The organism is Sinomonas flava (genome assembly GCF_039531875.1).
Taxonomy (GTDB): domain Bacteria; phylum Actinomycetota; class Actinomycetes; order Actinomycetales; family Micrococcaceae; genus Sinomonas; species Sinomonas flava.
The window spans coordinates 318,539-341,710 of sequence record NZ_BAAAQW010000005.1; the positions used below are offsets into that span (position 1 = coordinate 318,539).

The 23,172-nt window shown below is 70.3% G+C and carries 21 protein-coding genes; 17 read left to right on the plus strand and 4 right to left on the minus strand.

Going from position 1 to position 23,172, the window contains the following annotated elements; genetic code table 11:
• Nucleotides 1–67 precede the first annotated feature (67 nt).
• From ABD298_RS09955 to sdhC, 4 genes are read right to left on the minus strand one after another with little or no spacing between them, the layout of a single operon-like run.
• Nucleotides 68–847, minus strand: coding sequence for a succinate dehydrogenase iron-sulfur subunit (locus ABD298_RS09955; protein WP_344299533.1), 780 nt, complete (start codon nt 845–847; stop codon nt 68–70).
• Complete coding sequence (gene sdhA, locus ABD298_RS09960; protein WP_344299534.1) at nt 847–2,646, minus strand: succinate dehydrogenase flavoprotein subunit; 1,800 nt, start codon at nt 2,644–2,646, stop codon at nt 847–849. Before sdhA ends, ABD298_RS09955 begins: the two co-directional genes overlap by 1 nt.
• Before the next feature lie 26 nt (nt 2,647–2,672).
• Nucleotides 2,673–3,155: a succinate dehydrogenase hydrophobic membrane anchor subunit gene (locus ABD298_RS09965; protein WP_344299535.1), complete on the minus strand. Its 483-nt coding sequence runs from the start codon at nt 3,153–3,155 to the stop codon at nt 2,673–2,675.
• Nucleotide 3,156: 1 nt separating this feature from the next.
• Nucleotides 3,157–3,537, minus strand: coding sequence for a succinate dehydrogenase, cytochrome b556 subunit (gene sdhC, locus ABD298_RS09970; protein ID WP_208711964.1), 381 nt, complete (start codon nt 3,535–3,537; stop codon nt 3,157–3,159).
• Between the two features lie 248 nt (nt 3,538–3,785).
• Between sdhC and ABD298_RS09975 the strand changes: the two genes are divergently transcribed.
• From ABD298_RS09975 to ABD298_RS10055, 17 genes are all read left to right on the plus strand, one after another.
• Nucleotides 3,786–4,925: a mannose-1-phosphate guanylyltransferase gene (locus ABD298_RS09975; protein WP_344299536.1), complete on the plus strand. Its 1,140-nt coding sequence runs from the start codon at nt 3,786–3,788 to the stop codon at nt 4,923–4,925.
• A gap of 60 nt (nt 4,926–4,985) precedes the next feature.
• Nucleotides 4,986–6,185, plus strand: coding sequence for an amidohydrolase (locus tag ABD298_RS09980; RefSeq protein ID WP_344299537.1), 1,200 nt, complete (start codon nt 4,986–4,988; stop codon nt 6,183–6,185).
• Nucleotides 6,186–6,337: 152 nt separating this feature from the next.
• Complete coding sequence (locus ABD298_RS09985) at nt 6,338–7,450, plus strand: BMP family lipoprotein (protein ID WP_344299538.1); 1,113 nt, start codon at nt 6,338–6,340, stop codon at nt 7,448–7,450.
• Nucleotides 7,451–7,573: 123 nt separating this feature from the next.
• Nucleotides 7,574–9,154, plus strand: coding sequence for an ABC transporter ATP-binding protein (locus tag ABD298_RS09990; RefSeq protein ID WP_344299539.1), 1,581 nt, complete (start codon nt 7,574–7,576; stop codon nt 9,152–9,154).
• On the plus strand, nt 9,147–10,427 hold the full coding sequence (locus tag ABD298_RS09995; RefSeq protein ID WP_344299540.1) for an ABC transporter permease: 1,281 nt from the start codon (nt 9,147–9,149) through the stop codon (nt 10,425–10,427). Before ABD298_RS09990 ends, ABD298_RS09995 begins: the two co-directional genes overlap by 8 nt.
• Entirely contained in the window at nt 10,424–11,887 is a 1,464-nt protein-coding gene (locus tag ABD298_RS10000) for an ABC transporter permease (RefSeq protein ID WP_344299541.1), read from the plus strand. Before ABD298_RS09995 ends, ABD298_RS10000 begins: the two co-directional genes overlap by 4 nt.
• Nucleotides 11,874–12,311, plus strand: coding sequence for a cytidine deaminase (locus ABD298_RS10005; RefSeq protein ID WP_344299542.1), 438 nt, complete (start codon nt 11,874–11,876; stop codon nt 12,309–12,311). Before ABD298_RS10000 ends, ABD298_RS10005 begins: the two co-directional genes overlap by 14 nt.
• Nucleotides 12,308–13,642: a thymidine phosphorylase gene (locus tag ABD298_RS10010; RefSeq protein WP_425564368.1), complete on the plus strand. Its 1,335-nt coding sequence runs from the start codon at nt 12,308–12,310 to the stop codon at nt 13,640–13,642. Before ABD298_RS10005 ends, ABD298_RS10010 begins: the two co-directional genes overlap by 4 nt.
• Nucleotides 13,643–13,737: 95 nt before the next feature.
• Nucleotides 13,738–14,472, plus strand: coding sequence for a DedA family protein (locus tag ABD298_RS10015; protein ID WP_344299783.1), 735 nt, complete (start codon nt 13,738–13,740; stop codon nt 14,470–14,472).
• Between the two features lie 45 nt (nt 14,473–14,517).
• Nucleotides 14,518–15,660: an adenosine deaminase gene (locus ABD298_RS10020; protein WP_344299544.1), complete on the plus strand. Its 1,143-nt coding sequence runs from the start codon at nt 14,518–14,520 to the stop codon at nt 15,658–15,660.
• Between the two features lie 28 nt (nt 15,661–15,688).
• Nucleotides 15,689–16,411: a MazG nucleotide pyrophosphohydrolase domain-containing protein gene (locus tag ABD298_RS10025; RefSeq protein ID WP_344299545.1), complete on the plus strand. Its 723-nt coding sequence runs from the start codon at nt 15,689–15,691 to the stop codon at nt 16,409–16,411.
• A 151-nt stretch (nt 16,412–16,562) separates the two neighbouring features.
• Nucleotides 16,563–17,843 (plus strand): phosphopyruvate hydratase, encoded by a 1,281-nt coding sequence (gene eno / locus ABD298_RS10030; protein WP_344299546.1) that lies wholly within the window; start codon nt 16,563–16,565, stop codon nt 17,841–17,843.
• Between the two features lie 167 nt (nt 17,844–18,010).
• Nucleotides 18,011–18,607 (plus strand): FtsB family cell division protein, encoded by a 597-nt coding sequence (locus ABD298_RS10035; RefSeq protein WP_344299547.1) that lies wholly within the window; start codon nt 18,011–18,013, stop codon nt 18,605–18,607.
• Nucleotides 18,608–18,655: 48 nt separating this feature from the next.
• On the plus strand, nt 18,656–19,348 hold the full coding sequence (locus ABD298_RS10040; protein WP_344299548.1) for a DUF501 domain-containing protein: 693 nt from the start codon (nt 18,656–18,658) through the stop codon (nt 19,346–19,348).
• Nucleotides 19,345–20,337: a Ppx/GppA phosphatase family protein gene (locus tag ABD298_RS10045; protein WP_344299549.1), complete on the plus strand. Its 993-nt coding sequence runs from the start codon at nt 19,345–19,347 to the stop codon at nt 20,335–20,337. Before ABD298_RS10040 ends, ABD298_RS10045 begins: the two co-directional genes overlap by 4 nt.
• Nucleotides 20,334–21,656: a S8 family serine peptidase gene (locus tag ABD298_RS10050; protein WP_425564369.1), complete on the plus strand. Its 1,323-nt coding sequence runs from the start codon at nt 20,334–20,336 to the stop codon at nt 21,654–21,656. The genes ABD298_RS10045 and ABD298_RS10050 overlap by 4 nt, the downstream gene beginning before the upstream one ends.
• A gap of 32 nt (nt 21,657–21,688) precedes the next feature.
• Complete coding sequence (locus ABD298_RS10055; RefSeq protein ID WP_344299550.1) at nt 21,689–23,125, plus strand: NAD(P)/FAD-dependent oxidoreductase; 1,437 nt, start codon at nt 21,689–21,691, stop codon at nt 23,123–23,125.
• Nucleotides 23,126–23,172 lie beyond the last annotated feature (47 nt).

The following is a 23,172-nucleotide window of genomic DNA, read 5'->3' on the forward strand; positions in this document are numbered from 1 at the left end:
CCGGGAACGCGGAAGGGGCGCCGCTTCGTCAGAAGCGGCGCCCCTCGCACGTGGGAGAGCTGGAACCTCAGAACTGGCGGGCCAGGATGGCCTGCTTGACCTCGGCGATCGCCTGCGTCACCTGGATGCCGCGCGGGCACGCCTCCGTGCAGTTGAAGGTCGTGCGGCAGCGCCACACGCCCTCCTTGTCGTTGAGGATCTCGAGGCGCATGTCGCCGGCGTCGTCACGCGAGTCGAAGATGAAGCGGTGCGCGTTGACGATGGCGGCGGGGCCGAAGTACTGCCCGTCCGTCCAGAACACCGGGCAGGACGACGTGCACGCGGCGCAGAGGATGCACTTGGTGGTGTCGTCGAACCGCTCGCGGTCCTCGATCGACTGGATGCGCTCCTTCGTGGGCTCGTGGCCCTTCGAGATGAGGAACGGCATGATCTCGCGGTAGGACTGGAAGAACGGCTCCATGTCCACAATGAGGTCCTTCTCGACCGGAAGGCCCTTGATGGGCTCGACCGTGATCGGCTTGGACGTGTCGAGGTCCTTCAGGAGCGTCTTGCACGCGAGGCGGTTGCGGCCGTTGATGCGCATGGCATCGGAGCCGCACACGCCGTGCGCGCAGGAGCGGCGGAACGAGACCGAGCCGTCGTGCTCCCACTTCGCCTTGTGGAGGGCGTCCAGCACGCGGTCCGTGCCGTACATGGTCAGCTTGAAGTCGTCCCAGCGGACCTCGTCGGAGACCTCCGGGTCGTACCGCCGCACGCGGAGCGTGACGTCGAAGCTCGGAACCGAGCCGCCACCGGCCCCTTCGGGGAGTTCGACCTTGGATGCGGGTTCGGCAGGTGCAGCAGTCATCAGTACTTACGCTCCATGGGCTCGTAGCGGGTGAAGATGACGGGCTTGGTCTCGAGCCGGATACCAGCCACGCCGTCGGGTGAGGACTGCGCTGTGACGGACGGGTCCTTGTACGCCATCGAGTGCTTCATGAAGTTCACGTCGTCGCGCTCGGGGAAGTCCTCGCGGTAGTGGCCGCCTCGGGACTCCTTGCGGTGCAGGGCGCCGACCGTCATGACCTTGGCGATCTCGAGCAGGAAGCCGAGCTCCACGGCCTCGAGGAGGTCGAGGTTGAAGCGCTTGCCCTTGTCGCCGACCGAGATGTTCCGGTAGCGCTCCTCGAGCACAGCGATGTCGCTGAGGACCCGCTCGAGGGAGTCCTTGTCGCGGAACACCTGCATGTTCGCGTCCATGGTCTCCTGCAGGTCGCGGCGGATGTACGCGACACGCTCGGTGCCGGTGGAGTTGCGCATGCCCTCGAGGAGGGCCTCGGTGTAGCCCGCCGGGTTCTCCGGCAGCTCGACGTAGTCGGCCGTCTTCGCGTACTCGGCGGCGTTGATGCCGGAGCGCTTCCCGAAGACGTTGATGTCCAGGAGCGAGTTGGTGCCGAGGCGGTTCGACCCGTGCACGGACACGCACGCGACCTCGCCCGCGGCGTACAGGCCGGGGATGACGGTGTCGTTGTCCTGGAGCACCTCGCCCTTGATGTTGGTCGGGATACCGCCCATCGCGTAGTGCGCGGTGGGGTAGACCGGGACCGGGTCGGTGAACGGCTCGACGCCGAGGTACGTGCGGGCGAACTCCGTGATGTCCGGAAGCTTCGCCTCGATGTGCTCGGGCTCGAGGTGCGTCAAGTCGAGGTAGACGTAGTCCTTGTTCGGGCCGGCGCCGCGGCCCTCGCGCACCTCGTTGGCCATCGCGCGGGCGACGATGTCGCGCGGTGCGAGGTCCTTGATGGTCGGCGCGTAGCGCTCCATGAAGCGCTCGCCCTCGGAGTTACGCAGGATCGCGCCCTCACCGCGGGCGCCCTCGGTGAGGAGGATGCCGAGGCCGGCGAGGCCCGTCGGATGGAACTGGAAGAACTCCATGTCCTCGAGCGGGATGCCGCGGCGGAACGCGATGCCCATGCCGTCGCCCGTGAGGGTGTGGGCGTTCGAGGTGGTCTTGAAGACCTTCCCGGCGCCACCGGAGGCGAAGACGACCGACTTGGCCTGGAAGATGTGGAGCTCGCCCGAGGCGAGGTCATAGCTCACGACGCCGGCCACGCGCTTCTGCTTGTACGGCGTGCCGTCCTCGCGGGTCGCGTCCTCCTCGGTCAGGAGGAGGTCGAGCACGTAGTACTCGTTGTAGAACTCGACGTTGTGCTTAACGCAGTTTTGGTAGAGCGTCTGGAGGATCATGTGGCCCGTGCGGTCGGCTGCGTAGCATGCGCGGCGCACCGGCGCCTTGCCGTGGTCACGGGTGTGGCCGCCGAAGCGGCGCTGGTCGATCCGGCCCTCGGGGGTGCGGTTGAAGGGCAGCCCCATCTTCTCGAGGTCGAGGACCGCGTCGATGGCCTCCTTGGCCATGACCTCGGCAGCATCCTGGTCGACGAGGTAGTCGCCGCCCTTGATGGTGTCGAAGGTGTGCCACTCCCAGTTGTCTTCCTCGACGTTCGCGAGGGCTGCGCACATGCCGCCCTGGGCGGCTCCCGTGTGCGAACGGGTGGGGTACAGCTTGGTGAGCACGGCGGTGCGCGCGCGCTGGCCGGACTCGATGGCTGCCCGCATGCCGGCGCCGCCGGCGCCGACGATCACCACGTCGTATTTGTGGACCTGCATGCTTTGATGCTCTCTTTCCGGGGGACTTACGAGGCGGGGCAGTAGTCGGCGACGTGGCGGACGCCGTCGATCACCGGGCACGGGTCGAACGTGAAGATCACGAGGGTGCCGAGGATGATGATGAGCGCGGACGCCGCGTAGAGGACCACCTTGAGCCAGAAGCGCACCGCGTCGCGCTCGGCGTAGTCGTTGATGATCGTGCGGACGCCGTTGGTGCCGTGGAGCATCGCGAGCCAGAGCATCGCCAGGTCCCAGAACTGCCAGAACGGGTCAGCCCACTTGCCTGCGACGAAGCCGAAGTCGATCGCGTGGATGCCCTCGCCGACGAGGAGGTTGACCGTGAGGTGGCCGAAGATGAGGACCACCAGGACGATTCCCGAGAGGCGCATGAACAGCCACGCGAGCATCTCGAACTGGGTCCTGGGGCTGCGCGAGCGCTTGTACTGCGGCGCGATGCGTCCGGTGACGGACGTGCTGCGGGGCTCGGGGATGACAGGCAGGGCGCTCATATCAGTGGCCTCCCAGCGCGAGCGAGAGATGGCGGATGGCGAAGCCGGCGAAGGCGATCACCCAGATCACGAGGACGGCCCACAGCATCTGGCGCTGGTACTTGGGGCCGCTCTTCCAGAAGTCGACGAGGATGACTCGAAGGCCGTTGAAGGCGTGGAAGAGGATGGCGGCGACGAGGCCGGTCTCGCCGAGGGCCATGAGCGGGTTCTTGTAGGCGCCGATGACGGCCGTGTACGTCTCGGGGGACACGCGCACCAATGAGGTGTCCAGGACGTGCACCAACAAGAAGAAGAAGATGACGACGCCGGTGACCCGGTGTCCGACCCAGGACCACATGCCTTCACGGCCGCGGTACAGGGTGCCAGCTGGTTTTGTCGGCACTGATTAAACCTCCCTGCGGGCACCGGTGCCCGCATGGGGCCCATGCGGAGGGGGCTACCGGTGCGCCAGCTGCCCTGCAGGACGCAGGGCGCGCTCTTCTCGAGCTCCAGCCTAAATCTAGACTTCGCCCACAGCTTACTCAATTTGGGTATTTGCTCCGTGCAGAGGCGTGGTAATGGTCACAGTCGGCCGGGCTGTCTGTCGTCGGGGTCGTCGGCGCCGGGAGCGGCTGACTTAGAGTTAGGGCGATGAAACTCTCTTCTGCTGCGCCCGGATCAGTCCTCGACCGCTTCGTGGCCGTGATCCCCGCGGGCGGCGTGGGGACGAGGCTCTGGCCGCTGTCCCGTGCCGCCGCCCCGAAGTTCCTCCACGACCTGACAGGCTCCGGCAGCACCCTGATCCGCGCGACGTACGACAGGCTCGCCCCGCTGGCCAACGGCCGGTTCCTCGTGGTGACCGGCCTGGCCCACGAGGCCGCCGTCTGCCGGCAGATCCCCGAGCTCGACCCGTCTGATGTCGTGCTCGAGAGCGAGCCGAAAGACTCCGGGGCGGCCATCGGACTGGCCGCGGCGATCCTGCACCGCAGGAGCCCGGACATCATCATGGGCTCGTTTGCGGCGGACCAGGTCATCAGCCCCGACGACGTGTTCCAGGCGGCCGTGCGCGAGGCCGTGTACACCGCAGCCTCAGGCGAGCGCGGGAAGATCGTCACCATCGGCATCGAGCCCACCCACCCCTCGACCGGCTTCGGGTACATCCGGGGCGGCGAGGCGCTGGACGTCGAGGGCGCGCCGAGCGCCCGCGCGGTCGCCGAGTTCGTCGAGAAGCCCAACCGTGAGGTCGCCGAGAAGTACCTAGCCTCGGGGGAGTACCTCTGGAACGCCGGAATGTTCGTCGCCCCCGTGAAGCTCATGCTCGAGCACCTCGCGGCCAACCAGCCGGTCCTCTACGAGGGGCTCACCGAGATCGCCGCGGCGTGGGACACCCCTGACCGGGACGAGGTCACCGCACGCGTGTGGCCCACGCTGCCGAAGATCGCGATCGACTACGCGGTCGCCGAGCCCGCAGCGGCAGCCGGGGACGTCGCCGTCGTGCCCGGCGCGTTCCGCTGGGACGACGTGGGCGACTTCGCCGCGATCGGCCGGCTCAACAGCGCCCGCGAGGAGGACGCCGTCACCGTCCTCGGCGAGGGCGCCCGCGTCTTCACCGAGGACGCGAGCGGGATCGTGGTCTCGGACACGAAGCGCGTCATCGCGCTCATCGGCATCGAGGATGTCGTCATCGTCGACACCCCGGACGCGCTGCTCGTGACCACCAAGGAGCACGCGCAGAAGGTGAAGAACGCGGTCGCCGGGCTCAAGGCCAGCGGCGACACCGACGTGCTGTAGAAGCGGGCGGCCGGGGGCAACAATCACTGGTGCACAGCACGGTGACGCTAGAGTGAACGGGTGCGAAACTACACGACAGAGGCGGAGCCGACCCCGCTCGTGGGTCCCCGGCTCGAGGGGTTCCTGGACGAGCTGATCGCGTTCCGCCGGGACCTCCACGCCCATCCCGAGCTGTCGTTCCATGAGTACCGCACCACCGACCGCATCGTCGCGCGCCTCGAGGCGGCGGGGCTCAGCCCGAAGCGGCTCGAGGGCACCGGCGTCGTGGTGGACATCGGGAGTGGGCCCATCGCCACGGCCATCCGGGGCGACATCGACGCGCTCCCCATCATCGAGGAGTCGGGGCTGCCGTTCGCGTCCCGAAACCACGGCGTGACCCACGCCTGCGGACACGATGTGCACACGACGGCCGCGCTCGGCACCGCGCTCATGCTCGCCGAGCTGGACCGCGAGCGGCCCCTCCGGGCCACGGTCCGCGTCCTGTTCCAGCCGGCGGAGGAGACCATGCCCGGCGGCGCCCTCGCGTGCATCGACCAAGGCGTGCTCTCCGGGGTCCCGCGGATCGTCGCGCTGCACTGCGACCCGCGCATCGAGGTCGGCAGGATCGGCACGCGCATCGGCTCGATCACGTCCGCCTCGGACACGATCAGGATCGAGCTGACCGGCCGCGGGGGACACACCTCGCGCCCGCACCTGACCGAGGACCTCGTCTTCGCCCTGTCGCAGATCGCCATCAACGTCCCCGCCGTCCTCTCCCGCAGGGTGGACGTGCGCAGCGGCGTGTCGATGGTGTGGGGCCAGATCTCCGCGGGCTCGGCGCCCAACGCGATCCCGGCGTCGGGGTCGATGTCGGGCACCATGAGGTGCCTCGACCGGGAGGCGTGGCACAGCGCGGGCGAGCTCCTCGACGAGGTCGTCCAGCAGGTCGCCGCACCCTATGGCGTCGACGTGAGCCTCGAGCACACCCGGGGCGTGCCTCCGGTGGTCAACTCGGAGCACGAGACCGCGCTCATCGAGGCCGCAGCGCGCGCGGAGCTGGGGGAGGACGCCGTCGTGCTCACTCCGCAGTCCATGGGCGGGGAGGACTTCGCGTGGTTCCTCGCAGAGGTCCCGGGCTCGATGTTCCGCCTCGGGACCCACACCCCCGGCGGGGAGGAGTACGACCTCCACCGCGGGGACCTCGTCGTCGACGAGCGGGCCATCGGCTACGGCGTGCAGGTCCTCACGGCGACGGCGCTGCGGAGCGTCCGGGACCTCTGAGACGGGCCAAGCCGCCACCGGCGCACGTCCGTGCGACGCAGGTAACGAATCGCCAACGATTGCCAGCCCGCTGGCGCCGCCGCCTATGTGAAGGATTCGTTTGGCGAGTAGGTTGTGAGTCGTACCACGCGCCCGCGTCTCTGGAGGACTCCATGAACCCCACACGTTTCCGTCTGCCCAAGGCCGGATTCGCCGGCGTCGCCGCTGCCGGTGCTGCCGCGCTCGTGCTTGCCGGATGTGGTCAGGCTCCCTCGACCGGGGGCTCCTCGGGCAGCGCCTCGGCCTCGAACTACCTCGGCTGCATGGTCTCCGACTCCGGAGGCTTCGACGACAAGTCCTTCAACCAGTCCGGGTACGAGGGCCTGCAGAAGGCGGCCAAGGATCTCGGCATCCAGGAGAAGCACGTCCAGTCCAAGGCGGACACCGACTACGACCCGAACCTGCGCTCGATGGTCCAGGCCGGCTGCAAGCTCACCGTGACGGTCGGCTTCCTGCTCGGCGACGCGACGAAGAACATCGCCACCGCCAACCCGAACAGCCACTTCGCCATCATCGACTTCTCGGACCCGACCTTCCCGAAGAACGTCAAGCCGATCGTCTACGACACCGCCCAGGCCGCCTTCCTCGCGGGCTACCTCGCCGCCGGCACCTCCAAGACGGGTAAGGTCGCGACCTTCGGCGGCCTCAACATCCCCACCGTGACGATCTTCATGGACGGGTTCGCGGACGGGGTCAAGTATTACAACCAGAAGAAGAACAAGAACGTCCAGGTCCTCGGCTGGGATAAGGACAAGCAGGACGGCACGTTCGTGGGCGACTTCAAGTCCATCGACAAGGGCAAGGTGCTCACGCAGGGCTTCCTCCAGCAGGGCGCGGACATCATCCTCCCCGTGGCGGGCCCGGTCGGCGCCGGAGCCGGCTCCGCCGTCCTCGACGCCAAGAAGGCCGGGACCGACGCGAAGCTCATCTGGGTCGACTCGGACGGCTATCTCACGGCGCCCGACTACAAGTCGGTGCTGCTCACCTCGGTCCAGAAGACCATGGCGAACGCGGTCGAGTCGGTGATCAAGGACGACAAGGACGGCAAGTTCGACTCCACTCCGTACGTGGGCACCCTCGAGAACGGGGGAGTGGCACTCGCCCCGTACCACGACCTGGACTCGACGGTCCCCTCTGACCTCAAGAGCGAAGTCGACCAGCTCAAGAAGGACATCATCTCGGGTTCTGTCAAGGTGACTTCGAAGTCCAGCCCGATCTCCAAGTAGCCGCAGGGCTGCGTCCGTCAGCATCCAGCTCGAGCGCCGCGCCGTCCGCCCTCACGGGCGGGCGGCGCTGGCATGATGGGCAGTGACGCTGGCCCCACCCACGCGAAGGGGATGGTTCCACCCGTGAAACTCGAACTGCGCGGCATCACCAAGCGCTTCGGCACGTTCGCCGCCAATGACCACATCGACCTGACCGTCGAGGACTCGCAGGTGCACGCACTCCTCGGCGAGAACGGGGCTGGCAAGTCGACCCTCATGAACGTCCTCTACGGGCTGTACGAGCCCACCGAGGGCGAGATCCTCGTGGACGGTCGCGCGGTGTCCTTCCGCGGGCCGGCGGACGCGATGGCCGCCGGGATCGGGATGGTGCACCAGCACTTCATGCTCGTGCCGGTCTTCACCGTCGCCGAGAACGTCGCCCTCGGCGCCGAGACGACGAAGGCGGCGGGCTTCCTCGACCTCGAGGCGACCAGGAAGAGGATCCGGGAGATCTCCGCCCGCTACGGGTTCGACGTCGACCCCGACGCGCTCGTCGAGGACCTCCCCGTCGGGGTCCAGCAGCGCGTCGAGATCATCAAGGCGCTCGTCAGGGACGCCAAGGTGCTCATCCTCGACGAGCCGACCGCCGTCCTGACGCCCCAGGAGACGGACGAGCTCCTGGCCATCATCGGCGAGCTCAAGGCTTCCGGCACGTCGATCATCTTCATCTCCCACAAGCTGCGCGAGGTCAAGGCCGTCGCCGACGTGATCACTGTGATCCGCCGCGGCCGCGTGGTGGGCGACGCCGCGCCGTCGGCCGCCCCCGCGGAGCTCGCGACGATGATGGTCGGCCGGCCCGTCATCCTCACCCTCGACAAGGCACCCGCCGAGCCGAAGGACACCACCTTCTCCGTCCGGGACCTCACGGTCGTCGCGCCGAACGGGCAGCGGGTGGTCGATGGTGTCACCTTCGACATCGCGCAAGGCGAGATCCTTACCGTCGCAGGCGTCCAGGGGAACGGCCAGACGGAGCTCACGGAGGCCATCCTGGGGCTGGCGAAGCATGCCGCCGGCTCGGTAGTCCTCGACGGCAAGGAGCTGCTCGGCCGCTCCGTCAAGCAGATCCTGGAGGCCGGGGTCGGTTTCGTCCCGGAGGACCGCTCCCACGACGGCCTCGTCGGCGCGTTCAGTGTCGCCGAGAACCTCGTCCTCGACCTCTACGACCGGGCGCCGTTTGCCAGAGGGCTCGCGATGAGCCCCGCACGCATCGCCGCCCAGGCCAAAGAGAAGATCGAGGAGTTCGACATCAGGACGCAGTCGGCAGACGTGCCGGCGTCCTCACTCTCGGGCGGGAACCAGCAGAAGGTGGTCATGGCCCGCGAGCTGTCCCGGCCCCTGCGCCTGTTCATCGCCTCCCAGCCGACCCGCGGGGTCGATGTCGGCTCCATCGAGTTCCTGCACCGCCGCATCCTCGCCGAGCGGGACCATGGGACTCCCGTGATGATCGTCTCGACGGAGCTCGACGAGATCATGGAACTCGCCGACCGCATCGCGGTGCTGTACCGCGGGCGGCTCATGGGCGTCGTGGACGCCGGCACACCGCGCGACGTCCTGGGCCTCATGATGGCCGGGATGAACGCTGAGGAGGCGCGTGCAGCCGCGGCCCAGGAGACCGAGCAGCCCCCACCGGCCGGCGACCACACCCGAGGAGAGACGCATGGCTGAGACCCGAAACGCCCCGGAGTCGGCGCAGGGCCCGCGGCCGGTCCCCGCGCCCGAGGCCCCTGGCCGACACGACGAGGAGTCTGTCTTTCGGCGGATCGTCACGGGGACGCCGATGGTCTCGCTGCTCTCGGTGGTCCTGGCCATCGTGATCGGCGGCGTCCTCATGGCGGTGACGAACCCGAAGGTCGCCGCGGCGGCGGGCTACTTCTTCGCCCGGCCGTCCGACACCATCTCCGAGGTCCTCCGGCCCTACGCAGCACTCGTCCAGGGGTCGATCTTCAACTGGGAGGGCACCGACGCTGCGGCGATGTTCTATCCTCTCGCCGAGACTCTCACCGTCTCGGCACCGCTCATCTTCGCGGGCCTCGGCGTCGCCATCGCGTTCCGCGCAGGCCTGTTCAACATCGGCGCCCAGGGCCAGCTCATCTTCGGCGCCCTGTTCGGGGCCTATGTGGGGTTCACGTGGCATCTGCCGGCCGCTGTGCACCTGCCGCTCGTGGTGCTCGCGGGCATCGTCGGCGGTGGCCTCTGGGGCGGCCTCGTCGGCTTCCTCAAGGCGCGCACCGGCGCCCACGAGGTCATCGTCACGATCATGTTCAACTACATCGCGAGCTTCCTCCTGCTGTTCCTCCTGACGCAGCCAGGCTTCCAGCGCTCCGGCTCGACGAACCCGATCTCCCCGTTCCTGGATGAGACAGCCCTCTTCCCCGCGCTCCTCGGACCACAGTTCCGGCTGCACGCGGGGTTCATCCTCGCCATCCTCGTCACGTGGGGCGTGTGGTGGATCCTGTCCCGCTCCACGACCGGCTTCGAGTTCCGCGCCGTAGGCGCCAACCCGAACGCCGCGCGGACCGCCGGGATCAACGTGAACCGGGCCACGGTGTTCGTCATGGCCCTCGCCGGCGCCCTGGCGGGGCTTGCCGGGATCGCCCAGGTCTCAGGCACCGAGAAGTACCTCTCCGCAGGCGTCGCGGCGTCGATCGGCTTCGACGCCATCACGGTGGCGCTCCTCGGACGTTCGACGCCGTGGGGCACCTTCTTCGCGGGCCTCCTGTTCGGCGCCTTCCGGGCCGGCGGCGTCTCGATGCAGGCCGTCACCCAGACGCCGATCGACATCGTCCTCGTCATCCAGTCGCTCATCGTCCTGTTCATCGCGGCCCCGCCGCTCGTGCGCGCCATCTTCGGCCTCAACCCACGCCGGAGGAAGCGAGACGGTACCGCGTCCGCCACACCCACCCCGGCCGCCTCGGGCCAGAGCGGAGCCCCATCATGACCGCCACCACGTCAGCGCCGCGGCCTGCGGGTGCGACCGCCTTGGCTGGGGGCAGGGCGCTCGTGAGCCGGAAGACCGCTGTGGGCCTGTCCATCCTCGCGGTGGCGGGGACGCTGATGTTCGGCGTCCTCTCGGGCAGCAAGAACGCTGCCTTCGGCCTCGTCGACACCGGGGGAGAGGCATCGATGGTCGCGGCGTGGCTCGCGTTCGCCGTCGCCCTCGCCGCCGCCGGCTGGTTCGGCTACCTGTGGTACCGCCAGCGCCGCACCCCGGCGCGCTGGGTTCCTGGCGCCTTCGCGGCGGCCGTCGTCGTCTTCGTCCTGTCCATCCTCGGCGTCGCCAACGTCACGCTGATCACGCTCAGCGCGCCCGTCGTCGGGTGGCTCACCGCGGTGATCATGCTCTCGGTGGCCGGGTACTCCGTGTGGCTCACCGTCCGGTCGCGCACGACGCCGCGCTGGGCCACCGCCGTCTTCGCCGTCGCCTTCCTAGTGGGCTTCCTGACCTGGATCGTGGCAGGCGGCGCTGCCGAGACCCCCTACATCTCGCTCGCCGGCCTGCTCGCCGGCGCAGTGACGCTCGCCGTCCCGCTCGTGTTCGGGTCCCTCTCGGGCGTCCTGTGCGAGCGCTCCGGGATCGTGAACATCGCGATCGAGGGTCAGCTCCTGATGGGCGCATTCAGCGCCGCCGTCGGGGCGACGATCGCCCAGAACGTCTACGTGGGCCTCGTCTCCGCGGCGGTCGCGGGAGCTCTCGTCTCCCTCGTCCTGGCCCTCGTGAGCATCAAGTACCTCGTGAACCAGATCATCGTCGGCGTCGTGCTGAACGTCCTGGTGGTGGGGCTGACCAACTTCCTCTTCTCGACGCTCCTGACAGAGAACCCGGAGGGGCTCAACAAGCCACCGCATCTGGGCAGCATCGCGATCCCGGTCCTCGCCGACGTCCCCCTCATCGGGCCTATCCTGTTCCGCCAGTCCCTCGTCGGCTATCTCATGTATGTCGCCGTGGTCGTGGTCTACGTGGGCCTGTTCCACACGAGGTGGGGCCTGCGGGTCCGGGCTGTCGGCGAGCACCCCCAGGCTGCGGACACGCTCGGCGTCAACGTCAACCGGACCAGATTCTGGAACACGGTCCTCGGCGGCGCCGTGGCGGGGATCGGCGGATCGTTCTTCACGCTCGTGGCCGTGGACGCCTTCAGCAAGGAGATGTCCGCCGGCCGCGGCTACATCGCCCTGGCAGCGCTCATCTTCGGGCGCTGGAACCCGATCGGCGCGTTCCTGGCCTCGCTGCTGTTCGGTTTCGCAGACAACCTGCAGAGCATCATCACCATCATCGGCTCGCCGGTGCCGAGCCAGTTCATGGCGATGCTCCCGTACGTCGTCACGGTCTTCGCCGTGGCCGGGCTCGTGGGCCGCTCGCGCCCGCCGGCCATGGAAGGCATCCCCTATGTCAAGCAGTGAGCCCCGCGCGGCCGGCGACGGGATCGACTGGGATGCCCTCACGGCCGCGGCCAGCGAGGCGATGGCCGCGGCCTACGCCCCCTACTCGAGGTTCCCTGTCGGCGCCGCGGCGCTCGTGGACGACGGGCGCACCATCACGGGCTGCAACGTCGAGAACGCCTCCTACGGCCTCACACTCTGCGCCGAGTGCACGCTCGTGGGCCAGCTCCAGCTCGGTGGCGGCGGACGCCTCGTGGCCTTCGTGTGCGTCGACGCCGAGGGCACGGTCATCATGCCCTGCGGGCGCTGCCGGCAGCTCCTCTACGAGTTCCGCGCGCCCGGCATGCGCCTGCTGACGGTGAGCGGGGAACGCTCCATGGACGAGGTCCTCCCGGACGCCTTCGGGCCCCAGGACCTCCCCGACGACCGGAAGGACACCACGTGACCCTGCCAGAAGCCGCAGCCGAGGCACACGAGCCGCACGACGCCGTCGACGTCATCCGCGCCAAGCGCGACCGGGGCGAGCTCACCGACTCCCAGATCGACTGGGTCATCGACGCCTACACACGCGGTGCAGTCGCCGACGAGCAGATGTCCGCCCTCGCCATGGCGATCCTCTTGAACGGGATGACCCACCGCGAGACAGCCCGATGGACGACGGCGATGATCGCCTCAGGCGAGCGCCTCGACTTCTCCTCGCTGCGGACACCCTCCGGCGGACAGCGCCCCACGGCGGACAAGCATTCGACCGGGGGAGTGGGCGACAAGATCACGCTCCCGCTCGCCCCGCTCGTCGCAGCCTTCGGTGTGGCGGTGCCCCAGCTGTCCGGACGAGGCCTCGGCCACACGGGCGGGACGCTGGACAAGCTCGAGTCGGTCCCGGGCTGGCGCGCCTCGCTCACGAACGCCGAGATGATGGCCCAGCTCGACGGGGTCGGCGCCGTCATCTGCGCCGCGGGCGCGGGGCTCGCGCCGGCGGACAAGAAGCTCTACGCCCTCCGGGACGTCACCGGGACGGTCGAGGCCATCCCGCTCATCGCCTCCTCGATCATGAGCAAGAAGATCGCCGAGGGAACCGGCGCGCTCGTCCTCGACGTCAAGGTGGGCTCCGGCGCGTTCATGAAGGACGAGCAGTCCGCGCGCGAGCTGGCCCAGACCATGGTCGCGCTGGGCCAAGACGCGGGGGTGAACACGGTGGCACTCCTGACCGACATGGGCACCCCCCTCGGCCTCACGGCTGGCAACGCCATCGAGGTCGAGGAGTCCGTGGAGGTGCTCGCCGGCGGCGGCCCCGGGGACGTCGTCGAGCTCACCGTCCGGCTCGCCGAGGAGATGCTCGCCGCGGCGGGGGTGCGCGACGCCGATCCCGCCGCCGCGCTCAAGGACGGCCGCGCGATGGACGTCTGGCGCCGCATGATCTCCGCCCAGGGCGGCGACCCCGACGCGCCCCTGCCACGGGCCAAGGAGTCCGAGACCGTCTACGCGCCCGCCGACGGAACGCTGGTGGGGCTCGACGCCCTCGCGGTGGGCGTCGCCGCGTGGCGGCTTGGGGCCGGCCGGGCGAGGAAGGAGGACTCCGTCCAGGCAGGAGCGGGAGTGCGGCTGCATGCCAAGCCCGGCGCGTCGGTCCGCGCCGGCGAGCCGCTGATGACCCTCCTGACCGACACCCCCGAGCGCTTCGATCGCGCCAAGGAGGCCCTCGAAGGTGCCGTGACGATCGCCCCGGAGGGGGCTCGGCCGGGACGCAGGCTCATCATCGACCGCATCGCCGGCTGAGCCGCCGCCCTCGCCTACGCCTCAGGACGGATGACGCCGCGCCGGGCCGCGTGCGACACTGGACTGACCGATATTCGCGAGGAGTCCCCGGCATGCTGGAAAGCATCAATGAAGTGATTCTCCATGCCGCCGGGCAATGGTGGATCTACCCCATCCTGCTCGTCTTCTTCTTCATCGACGGGTTCGCGATGGTGGCTCCGAGCGAGACGCTCATCGTGGCGCTCGCCGCCTACTGGCGCCACAGCGGTGAGCCGAACCTCTGGATCCTCGGGCTCACGGCACTCATCGGGGCGATCGCCGGCGACAACATGGCGTACATGCTGGGCCGGAAGATCGGCACGGAGCGGTGGAAGTGGATGCGCCGCCCCAAGGTGCAGAAGGTCTTCGGCTGGGCGCGCCACGAGCTCGACAAACGGGGGGCGGTGCTGATCTTCACCGCGCGCTACATCCCGTGGGGCAGGGTCGCGGTCAACTACGTCTCCGGCAGCACCGGCTTCCGCCACCGCACCTTCTTCCTGCTTGACGCGTTCGCCTGCCTGACCTGGGTCGGATACTCCCTCGGCGTCGGCCTGCTCGCGAGCTCCTTCCCCTGGCTCCACCACAACCCGCTGCTCAGCGTCGTCGTGGCGGTCGTCTTCGCCCTCGTCCTCGGCGTGGCCCTCGACCACTCGATCACGCTGTTCCACCGCTGGCGCGACACCGTCGATGCTCGGAAGGCGGCGGCCCGCGCCGCCGCGGACCACGAGCGGGAGCTGCGCGAGCACCCGCACCCCCACCCCGACGACTACGCTCCGTGGGAGCACGAGAGCTCCACGACGCCGCGCGAGTAGCGCGCCGTCTGGCCCGCGGGTCGGGGCTTCTCTAGAGTTGAGCCCGTGACTGAGCCGAACATCGACGCCGCCCCGGACCTGACCTTCGACCTGCGGAACCTTCCGAAGGTCTCGCTGCACGACCACCTCGACGGCGGCCTCCGCCCCGCCACGATCATCGAACTGGCTGCCGAGGTCGGCCACGAGCTGCCGTCCACGGACGCGGTCGCCCTAGGAGCGTGGTTCCGCGAGGCCGCCGATTCGGGCTCGCTCCCGCGGTACCTCGAGACCTTCGACCACACCGTTGCCGTCATGCAGACCGCGTCAGCGCTCCGCCGGGTGGCGCGCGAGTTCGTGGAGGACCTCGCGGACGACGGCGTGGTGTACGGCGAGGTGCGCTGGGCGCCCGAGCAGCACCTCGCCCGGGGACTCACGCTCGACGAGGCTGTCGAAGCCGTCCAGGCTGGCCTCGAGGAGGGCGTCGCCGCGGTCGAGGAGACCGGGCGCGTCATCGCCGTCGGCCAGCTCATCACCGCCATGCGCCACGCGGACCGCGGGATGGAGATCGCCGAGCTCGCCGTGCGCCACAGGGACCGCGGCGCGGTGGGCTTCGACATCGCGGGCGCCGAGGACGGGTTCCCGCCGTCGCGCTTCGCGGAGGCCTTCAGGTACCTCGCGCAGAACAACTTCCCCGCCACGGTCCACGCCGGCGAGGCTGCCGGCCCCGAGAGCATCCAGTCCGCGCTCGTGGACGGGCGCGCGGTGCGACTGGGCCACGGCGTCCGGATCGCCGAGGACATCGCCGTCGAGGCGACCGACGAGGTCGACGAGGACGGCGTGCCGATCCTCGACGTGACGCTCGGGCAGCTCGCCGCCTGGGTCCGCGACCGCGGCATCGCGCTCGAGCTGTGCCCGTCCTCGAACCTTCAGACCGGGGCCATCTCCCAGTGGGGAGAGGACATCCTCGACCACCCCTTCGACATGCTGTACGAGCTGGGCTTCAATGTGACCGTCAGCCCCGACAACCGGCTCATGAGCGGGGTGAGCCTCACGGACGAGTTCCAGCTCCTCGTCGAGGCCTACGACTACGACCTCGACGACCTCCTCGAGCTCACGCTCAACGCGGCCGAGGCGGCCTTCCTGCCTCTCGAGGACCGCGAGGACCTCGTGGAGTACATCAACGAGGCCTACTCGAACCTCGCCGGCTAGCGCGCCCTGGCGAGGAAATGAGCCAACCGTGAGCGCCGCCGTCGACCGTCTCGTAGAGGTGATCCGCCTCCTCCGCGAGCACTGCCTCTGGACGGCGGCGCTCACGCATGCCTCCCTCGTGACGTACCTCGTGGAGGAGTCGTACGAGCTCGTGGAGGCCATCGAGGATGGGCATCCCGAGGAAGACCTCAAGGGAGAGCTCGCCGACGTCCTGCTCCAGGTCGTGCTGCACGCCGAGATCGCGCGGGAGCGCGGCGCCTTCGACCTCGACGCGGTGGCGGAGGCGCTCACGGAGAAGATGGTGCGCCGCAACCGGCACGTCTTCACGCCCGACGGCGGACTGCAGCCGAGCTTCCCGGCGACGGTGGAGGACATCATCGCCTCGTGGGACGAGGCGAAGCGGGAGGAGAAGGCGGCACTCGCCGAGGGAACCGCGGATGACGGCGACGCCTCGCCGCACCTTGTCGGCCCCACCGCGCTCGAGGGGCTTCCGCGGCACCTTCCGGCACTCGCCCTCGCGGACAAGGCGCTCGGGCGGGCGGAGCGGCGTCGTGCGCTCGACGGGGTGACTTCGGCGTCAGAGGGGGTGACCTCGGCCCCGCACGGGGTGACTTCGGCGTCAGAGGGGGTGACCTCGGCGTTCGAGACGGAGGAGGAACTCGGGGACTTCCTGCTCGGAGTCGTGCGGGCGGCCCGGGCGCGGGGGCTCGACTCCGAGCGGGCGCTGCGCACCGCCGTCGGGCGTCTCTGAGGGGGCCGGCTGCCGGCCCGAGCCGCCCGCGGAGGGCAGGCGTCACATGGTCGCGGGCCAGCTGGGGGCCGACTAGGCTGGGGACGACACCGTGGTCACCCCTGGTATCACCACCTTCGAAGTCAGCACGTTTCCACCAAGGAGCACATCCATGGCGCTTATCGATGCCATCCACGCCCGCGAAATCCTGGACTCCCGCGGCAACCCGACCGTCGAGGTCGAGGTCCTGCTCAGCGACGGCTCCCTCGGACGCGCGGCCGTCCCCTCGGGCGCATCGACCGGCGAATTCGAGGCTGTGGAGCGCCGCGACGGCGACAAGGGCCGCTACCTGGGCAAGGGCGTCCAGCAGGCGGTCGAGGCGGTCCTCGACCAGATCGCCCCGGCGCTGAACGGCTTCGACGCGACTGACCAGCGTGCCATCGACCAGGCGATGATCGACCTGGACGGCACCGCCAACAAGTCCAACCTCGGCGCGAACGCCATCCTCGGCGTCTCCCTCGCCGTCGCCAACGCCGCTGCGGACTCGGCCAACCTCCCGCTCTACAAGTACCTGGGCGGCCCGAACGCGCACGTGCTGCCCGTGCCGCTCATGAACATCCTCAACGGCGGCTCGCACGCCGACTCCGACGTGGACATCCAGGAGTTCATGATCGCCCCGCTCGGCGCCGAGACCTTCTCCGAGGGCCTCCGCTGGGGCGTCGAGGTCTACCACAGCCTCAAGGGCGTCCTGAAGGAGAAGGGCCTGTCGACGGGCCTCGGCGACGAGGGCGGCTTCGCCCCGAACCTGCCCTCCAACCGCGCGGCCCTCGAGCTCATCACCGAGGCCATCCAGAAGGCCGGCTACACCCCCGGCAAGGACATCGCCCTCGCCCTCGACGTCGCCTCCTCGGAGTTCTTCAAGGACGGCGCCTACCAGTTCGAGGGCAAGTCCCTCTCCGCCTCCGAGATGAGCGCGTACTACGCCGAGCTCGTCAACGACTTCCCGCTCGTCTCCATCGAGGACCCGCTCGACGAGAACGACTGGGAGGGCTGGAAGATCCTCACCGAGAGCATCGGCGACAAGGTCCAGCTCGTGGGCGACGACCTGTTCGTGACCAACCCGGAGCGCCTCCAGCAGGGCATCGACGCGCGCACGGCCAACTCGCTGCTCGTGAAGGTGAACCAGATCGGCTCGCTCACCGAGACGCTCGACGCCGTGTCCCTCGCCCAGCGCTCGGGCTACACGACCATCACCTCGCACCGCTCCGGCGAAACCGAGGACACGACCATCGCCGACATCTGCGTGGCCACCAACGCCGGCCAGATCAAGACCGGTGCCCCGGCCCGCTCCGAGCGCGTCGCCAAGTACAACCAGCTCCTGCGCATCGAGGAGGAGCTCGACGACGCCGCCCGCTACGCGGGCCGCAGCGCCTTCCCGCGCTTCAAGGGCTGAGTCACCCTCGCCGGCCGAGCACTCGGCCAGCTGAACGGAACCTAGGAGTCGGGCACCCGCCCGGGGGCCTGCACGGATTCGCCGGCCGCGGCGGCTATGGTGGAAGACACCATGGCCGCCGCGGCCGTTTGCGCATCCGGCGGCCCCGTCCCACGTCAGGAGCGCACATGGCCACGCGTCGACCGGCGGTGCCCCGCACCCCCGGCACGAAGCGCAGGCCGCCCGCGCCCGCGACCGGCGGCCCCACCGGCAGCCCCGCCCCCAAGGACGCCGCCCGCCCGAGCGCAGCCGCGCCGAAGGCCGCCTCGGGGTCGTTGGCGTCGGCGTCCCGCGCCACTGCGGGGCCGTCAGGACGCGCCCCGACCCCGGCAGCGGAGGCGCCCGTCCCGGCACGGGCGTTCTCAGGCCGGATCCTCGCACTCGCGGTCGTGCTCGTCGCGATCACGGTCATGCTCGCGCCGACGGTGCGGGTGTTCCTGAGCCAGCGTGCCGAGATCAGCTCGCTCGAGCAGGACATCGCGGCGAGGAAGACCGAGCAGGACGGGCTCCGCCAGTCGATCTCGCGGTGGGAAGACCCCAACTACGTCAAGCAGCAGGCCCGCGACCGCATTAACATGGTCATGCCCGGCGAGACGTCCTACTGGGTGTTCGGCGACGTCGGCTCCACCTCGCCGGCAGCCGGGAGCCCGGCGTCCCAGAGCGGGGGAGACCGTCCGTGGGCCGAGGGCTTCTGGGACTCTTTCGTCCGTGCCGCCACGGAGTGAGCAGCTCCCGCGGCTGAGCCGCCCCTGACCGACCAAGCAAGGACCACCGTGACCGAGAACTCCACCGCGCCCAGCGGCGCGCCCACGCCCGCCGACCTCGAGGTGCTGAGCCGGCAGCTCGGCCGGCCGGTGCGCGACGTCGTCGCCATCCCGGCCCGCTGCGTCTGCGGCAACCCACTCTTGGCCGCCACGGCGCCGCGGCTGGGCAACGGCACGCCGTTCCCGACCACCTTCTACCTCACGCACCCCGTGATCACGTCCGCCGTCTCGCGGCTCGAAGCAGCCGGCGTCATGGCCGAGATGAACGCGCGCCTCGAGGCAGACCCGGAGCTCGCCGCGTCCTACAGGGCGGCGCACGAGGCGTACCTGGCCGCCCGCGAGGAGATCGGGCGGCGGGCCGGGACCGGTCCCGTCCCCGAGATCGACGGCGTCTCCGCCGGCGGCATGCCCTCCCGGGTCAAGTGCCTGCACGTCCTCGTCGGGCAGTCGCTCGCGATGGGGCCCGGCGTCAACCAGCTCGGGGACGAGGCGATCGAGCGCATCGCCGAATGGTGGACGCGGGACCGGTGCTGGTGCGAGGGCGCGTGGGACACGGAGGGCGCGGCGCCCAGCCGGGACCTCTCACGCCACGGGCCGCAGGGTCTGCCGTCGATGACCGGCCGGCCGGCGCCCGTCAGGCGCTCGGACGCCGGAGACTCCGCCACCGAGGCCGCCCGCACTGAGGGCGGCGAGGAGGCGTGAGGGTCGCGGGGATCGACTGCGGGACCAACTCGATCCGCCTCCTGGTCGCTGATGCGGGTGCAGACGGGCCCGCGGCGCACGACGGCGGCGCGGCGGCAGAGCGGCCACCCCGCCTGGCCGACGTGCACCGCGAGATGCGGATCGTGAGGCTCGGGCAGGGCGTCGACGCGACCGGCGAGCTCGCTCCCGAGGCCCTTGAGCGGACCTTCGCGGTCGCGGACGACTACGCCGCGACGATCCGTTCCCTCGGGGCGGAGCGCATCCGCTTCGTCGCGACCTCCGCGACGCGCGATGCCCGGAACCGCGGCGTCTTCGTCGACGGCATCAGGGCCCGGCTCGGAGTCGAGCCCGAGGTCGTGAGCGGAGACGAGGAGGCGGCCCTGAGCTTCGCGGGAGCGGCCAGCGTCCTCGCGCTCGAGTCGGGCGTCCCCGTCCTCGTCGTCGACCTCGGCGGCGGGAGCACCGAATTCGTCCTCGGAGACGCCCAGGGCGTGCGCGCAGCACGCTCGGTCGACATCGGCTGCGTGCGCCTCACCGAGCGGCACCTCCGGTCCGACCCTCCGACGCCCGAGCAGATCGCAGCCGCCGAGGCGGACGTCGACGCGGGCATCGAACAGGCCCTGGCCACCGTCCCCCTGGCCGAGGCGAGAGCGGTGATCGGGGTCGCCGGCTCCGTCACCACCCTCACGGCGCACGCCCTCCAGCTGCCGTCCTACCTGCCCGAGCGCATCCACGGCACGGAGCTCCCGGCAGCGCAGATCGCGGCGGCGTGCACGTCGCTGCTGGAGATGAGCCACGCCGAGCGGGCCGCCCTGCCGTACATGCATCCCGGGCGCGTGGACGTGATCGGGGCCGGCGCCCTCGTGTGGCGCCGCATCCTCGCGGGGATGGGGGAGCTCACTGACGGCCGGATCGCCACTGCCGTGACGAGCGAGCATGACATCCTCGACGGCATTGCCCTGAGCGCCCTGGCCCCCGAGTCGCTGTGACGCGGAACCGAGCAGGGGCCCGAGCGGCCGCGGCCCTCTTCGCTGTGCTGGTCGCGGTGGCGGCAGTCCTGCCCGCCGCGGCCGCCGCCTTCCTGATCCCGGCGGCACCGGCCAGAGCGGACAGCATCCGTGACCGCGAGTACTGGATCGCCGAGTACGGAATCGACAAGGCCTGGCAGGTCTCGAAGGGCGCCGGGGTCAAGGTCGCCGTGATCGACAGCGGAATCGACGGCAGGCACCCGGACCTCCGCGGCGTCGTCGTCGGCGGCCACGACGCCTCGGGTGCAGGGGCGGCGGACGGCCAGAAGCCCCTCGGCGCCAAGCCCGAGCACGGCACGCTCGTCGCCACGATGCTCGCCGGCCGCGGACATGCGACCCAGGCCAAGGAAACTGACCCGGCGGGCGGCCCCGACGGCGTCGTCGGCGTCGCGCCGGAGGCCTCCCTACTGACCGTCTCGACCTGGCTCGGCTCGGTGAATCCGTCGGGCCGGTCCGATCAGGACCAGATACCCGAGGCGGTGCGCTGGGCCGTGGACCAGGGCGCGAAGGTCATCAACATCTCCCTCGGCAGCTCCTCGCCGGCGTGGCCCCAGAGCTGGGACGAGGCGTTCCTCTACGCCGAGCAGAAGGACGTCGTGATCGTGGCCGCCGCGGGGAACCGCGGGGGAGGAAACGTCCAGGTGGGCGCACCCGCGACCATCCCGGGCGTCCTCACGGTCGCCGGCCTGGACAGGGCCCGCACGGCGAGCGTCGACTCCTCGGCGCAGGGCATCAGCATCGGCGTGGCCGCGCCCGCCGAAGGCCTCGTGGGCGGCATGCCCGGGGGCCAGTACGCCGAATGGGCCGGCACCTCCGGCGCGGCTCCGATCGTCTCGGGGGTCGCGGCGCTGATCCGCGCGAAATGGCCTACGATGAGCGCCTCGCAGGTCATCAACCGGATCCTCTCGACCGCCAAGGACGCCGGACCGGCCGGCCAGGACCCGATCTACGGATTCGGGATCCTCGACGCGGAGGCCGCCCTGAAGGCGGACGTCCCGGAAGCGGCGGCCAACCCGCTCGGGTCGATCGCGGACTGGATCCGCGTGCACCGGAAGGGCACGCCCGCGACCGCCGCCCCGGGCGCGGCCGCTGCCTCCTCGGCCCCGGCGGCAGCGCTTCCGGAGCCGGCCGCGCCCGTGCCCCATGAGCCGTCCGCCGCGGACAACCCGTGGCCGCCGATCGTCGTCCTCGGGTGGTCGGCGCTCATCGCCGGGATCGCCGTCACGGGAGCGCTCCACATGCGCCGCGTGGCATCGAGGACGCGCGCCGCGGAGCGCTAGTGAATATTTTCACAAGCTGCTACGCTGGTTCCATGCCTTCCTCCTCCCTGCAGCTTGTCGAGCGCCCGCGCGTCCTCGTCGTCGGCGGCGGCTACGTCGGCCTCTATGTCGCCCTCAACCTCCAGAAGAAGATCGCCGAGGCCGGTGGCATCGTCACCGTCGTCGATCCGCTTCCCTACATGACCTACCAGCCGTTCCTGCCCGAGGTGGCCGGCGGCAACATCGAGGCGCGCCACGCCGTCGTCTCCCTCCGCGAGCACCTGAAGAAGACTGAGGTCATCCAGGGCTCCGTGACGGCCATCGACCACGAGAACCGCAAGGCCGTCGTCGCCCTTCCGGGCGACCAGGGCACCGTCGAGGTCCCGTACGTCGACGTCGTCCTCGCCGCGGGCGCGATCACCCGCACGTTCCCGATCCCCGGCCTCGCCGACAAGGGCATCGGCAACAAGACCATCGAGGAGGCCGTGGCCCTGCGCAACCAGGTCCTGGAGCGCATCGAGTTCGCCTCGACCGCGACCGACCCGGCGGAGCGCAAGCGCGCCCTGACCTTCGTCGTCGTCGGCGGCGGGTTCGCCGGCATCGAGACGATCGCCGAGCTCGAGGACCTCGCCCGCGAGGCCGTGCGGAACAACGGCCGCCTGCGCCAGGACGAGGTCCGGTTCGTGCTCGTCGAGGCCATGGGCCGCATCATGCCCGAGGTCACGGCCGAGCAGGCCGACTGGGTCGTGGAGCACCTCCAGAGCCGTGGCGTCGAGGTCCTCCTCAACACGTCGCTCGCCAGCGCCGAGGGGCCGCTCAAGCTCATCACCATGCCGGACAAGGCTCCCGCTGACGAGTTCGAGGCGGACACCCTGATCTGGACTGCAGGCGTCCAGGCCAACCCCATGGTCCGCTCGACTGACTTCCCGCTCGAGCCGCGCGGCCGCGTGCGGGTCCTGCCCGACCTGCGCATCGCGGGCGACGAGGGCATCATCGAGAACGCCTGGGCCGCCGGCGACATCGCCGCGGTGCCGGACCTCACCGGCAAGGGCCTCCCGGACGGAACGTGCGTCCCGAACGCCCAGCACGCGCTGCGCCAGGCCAAGGTCCTCGCGAAGAACCTGTGGGCCAGCCGCTGGGACAAGCCGCTGACCGACTACAAGCACAAGAACCTCGGTGCCGTTGCCGGCTTCGGTGCCTGGAAGGGCGTCGCGAACATCAACCTTTTCGGCCGGATCGGCCTCAAGGGCCCGCTCGCCTGGCTCGCCCACCGCGGCTACCACGGCATGGCGATCCCCACGGCAGAGCGCAAGTTCCGGGTCATCCTCGACTGGTTCTCCTCGCTGTTCGCCGGCCGCGACACGACCCCGATCCAGGGGCTCGACAACCCGCGCGCCGCCTTCGAGGCCGCCGCCCGTCCCGCCCCGAAGCCCGCTGCCGCAGCCCCCGCCGCGCCCGCTGCGGAGAAGGTCGCCGCCGGAACCAAGTAGTCCGGCGTCCCGGCCGCTACCGGCAGTCACGACGGCGGCGGCGCCCC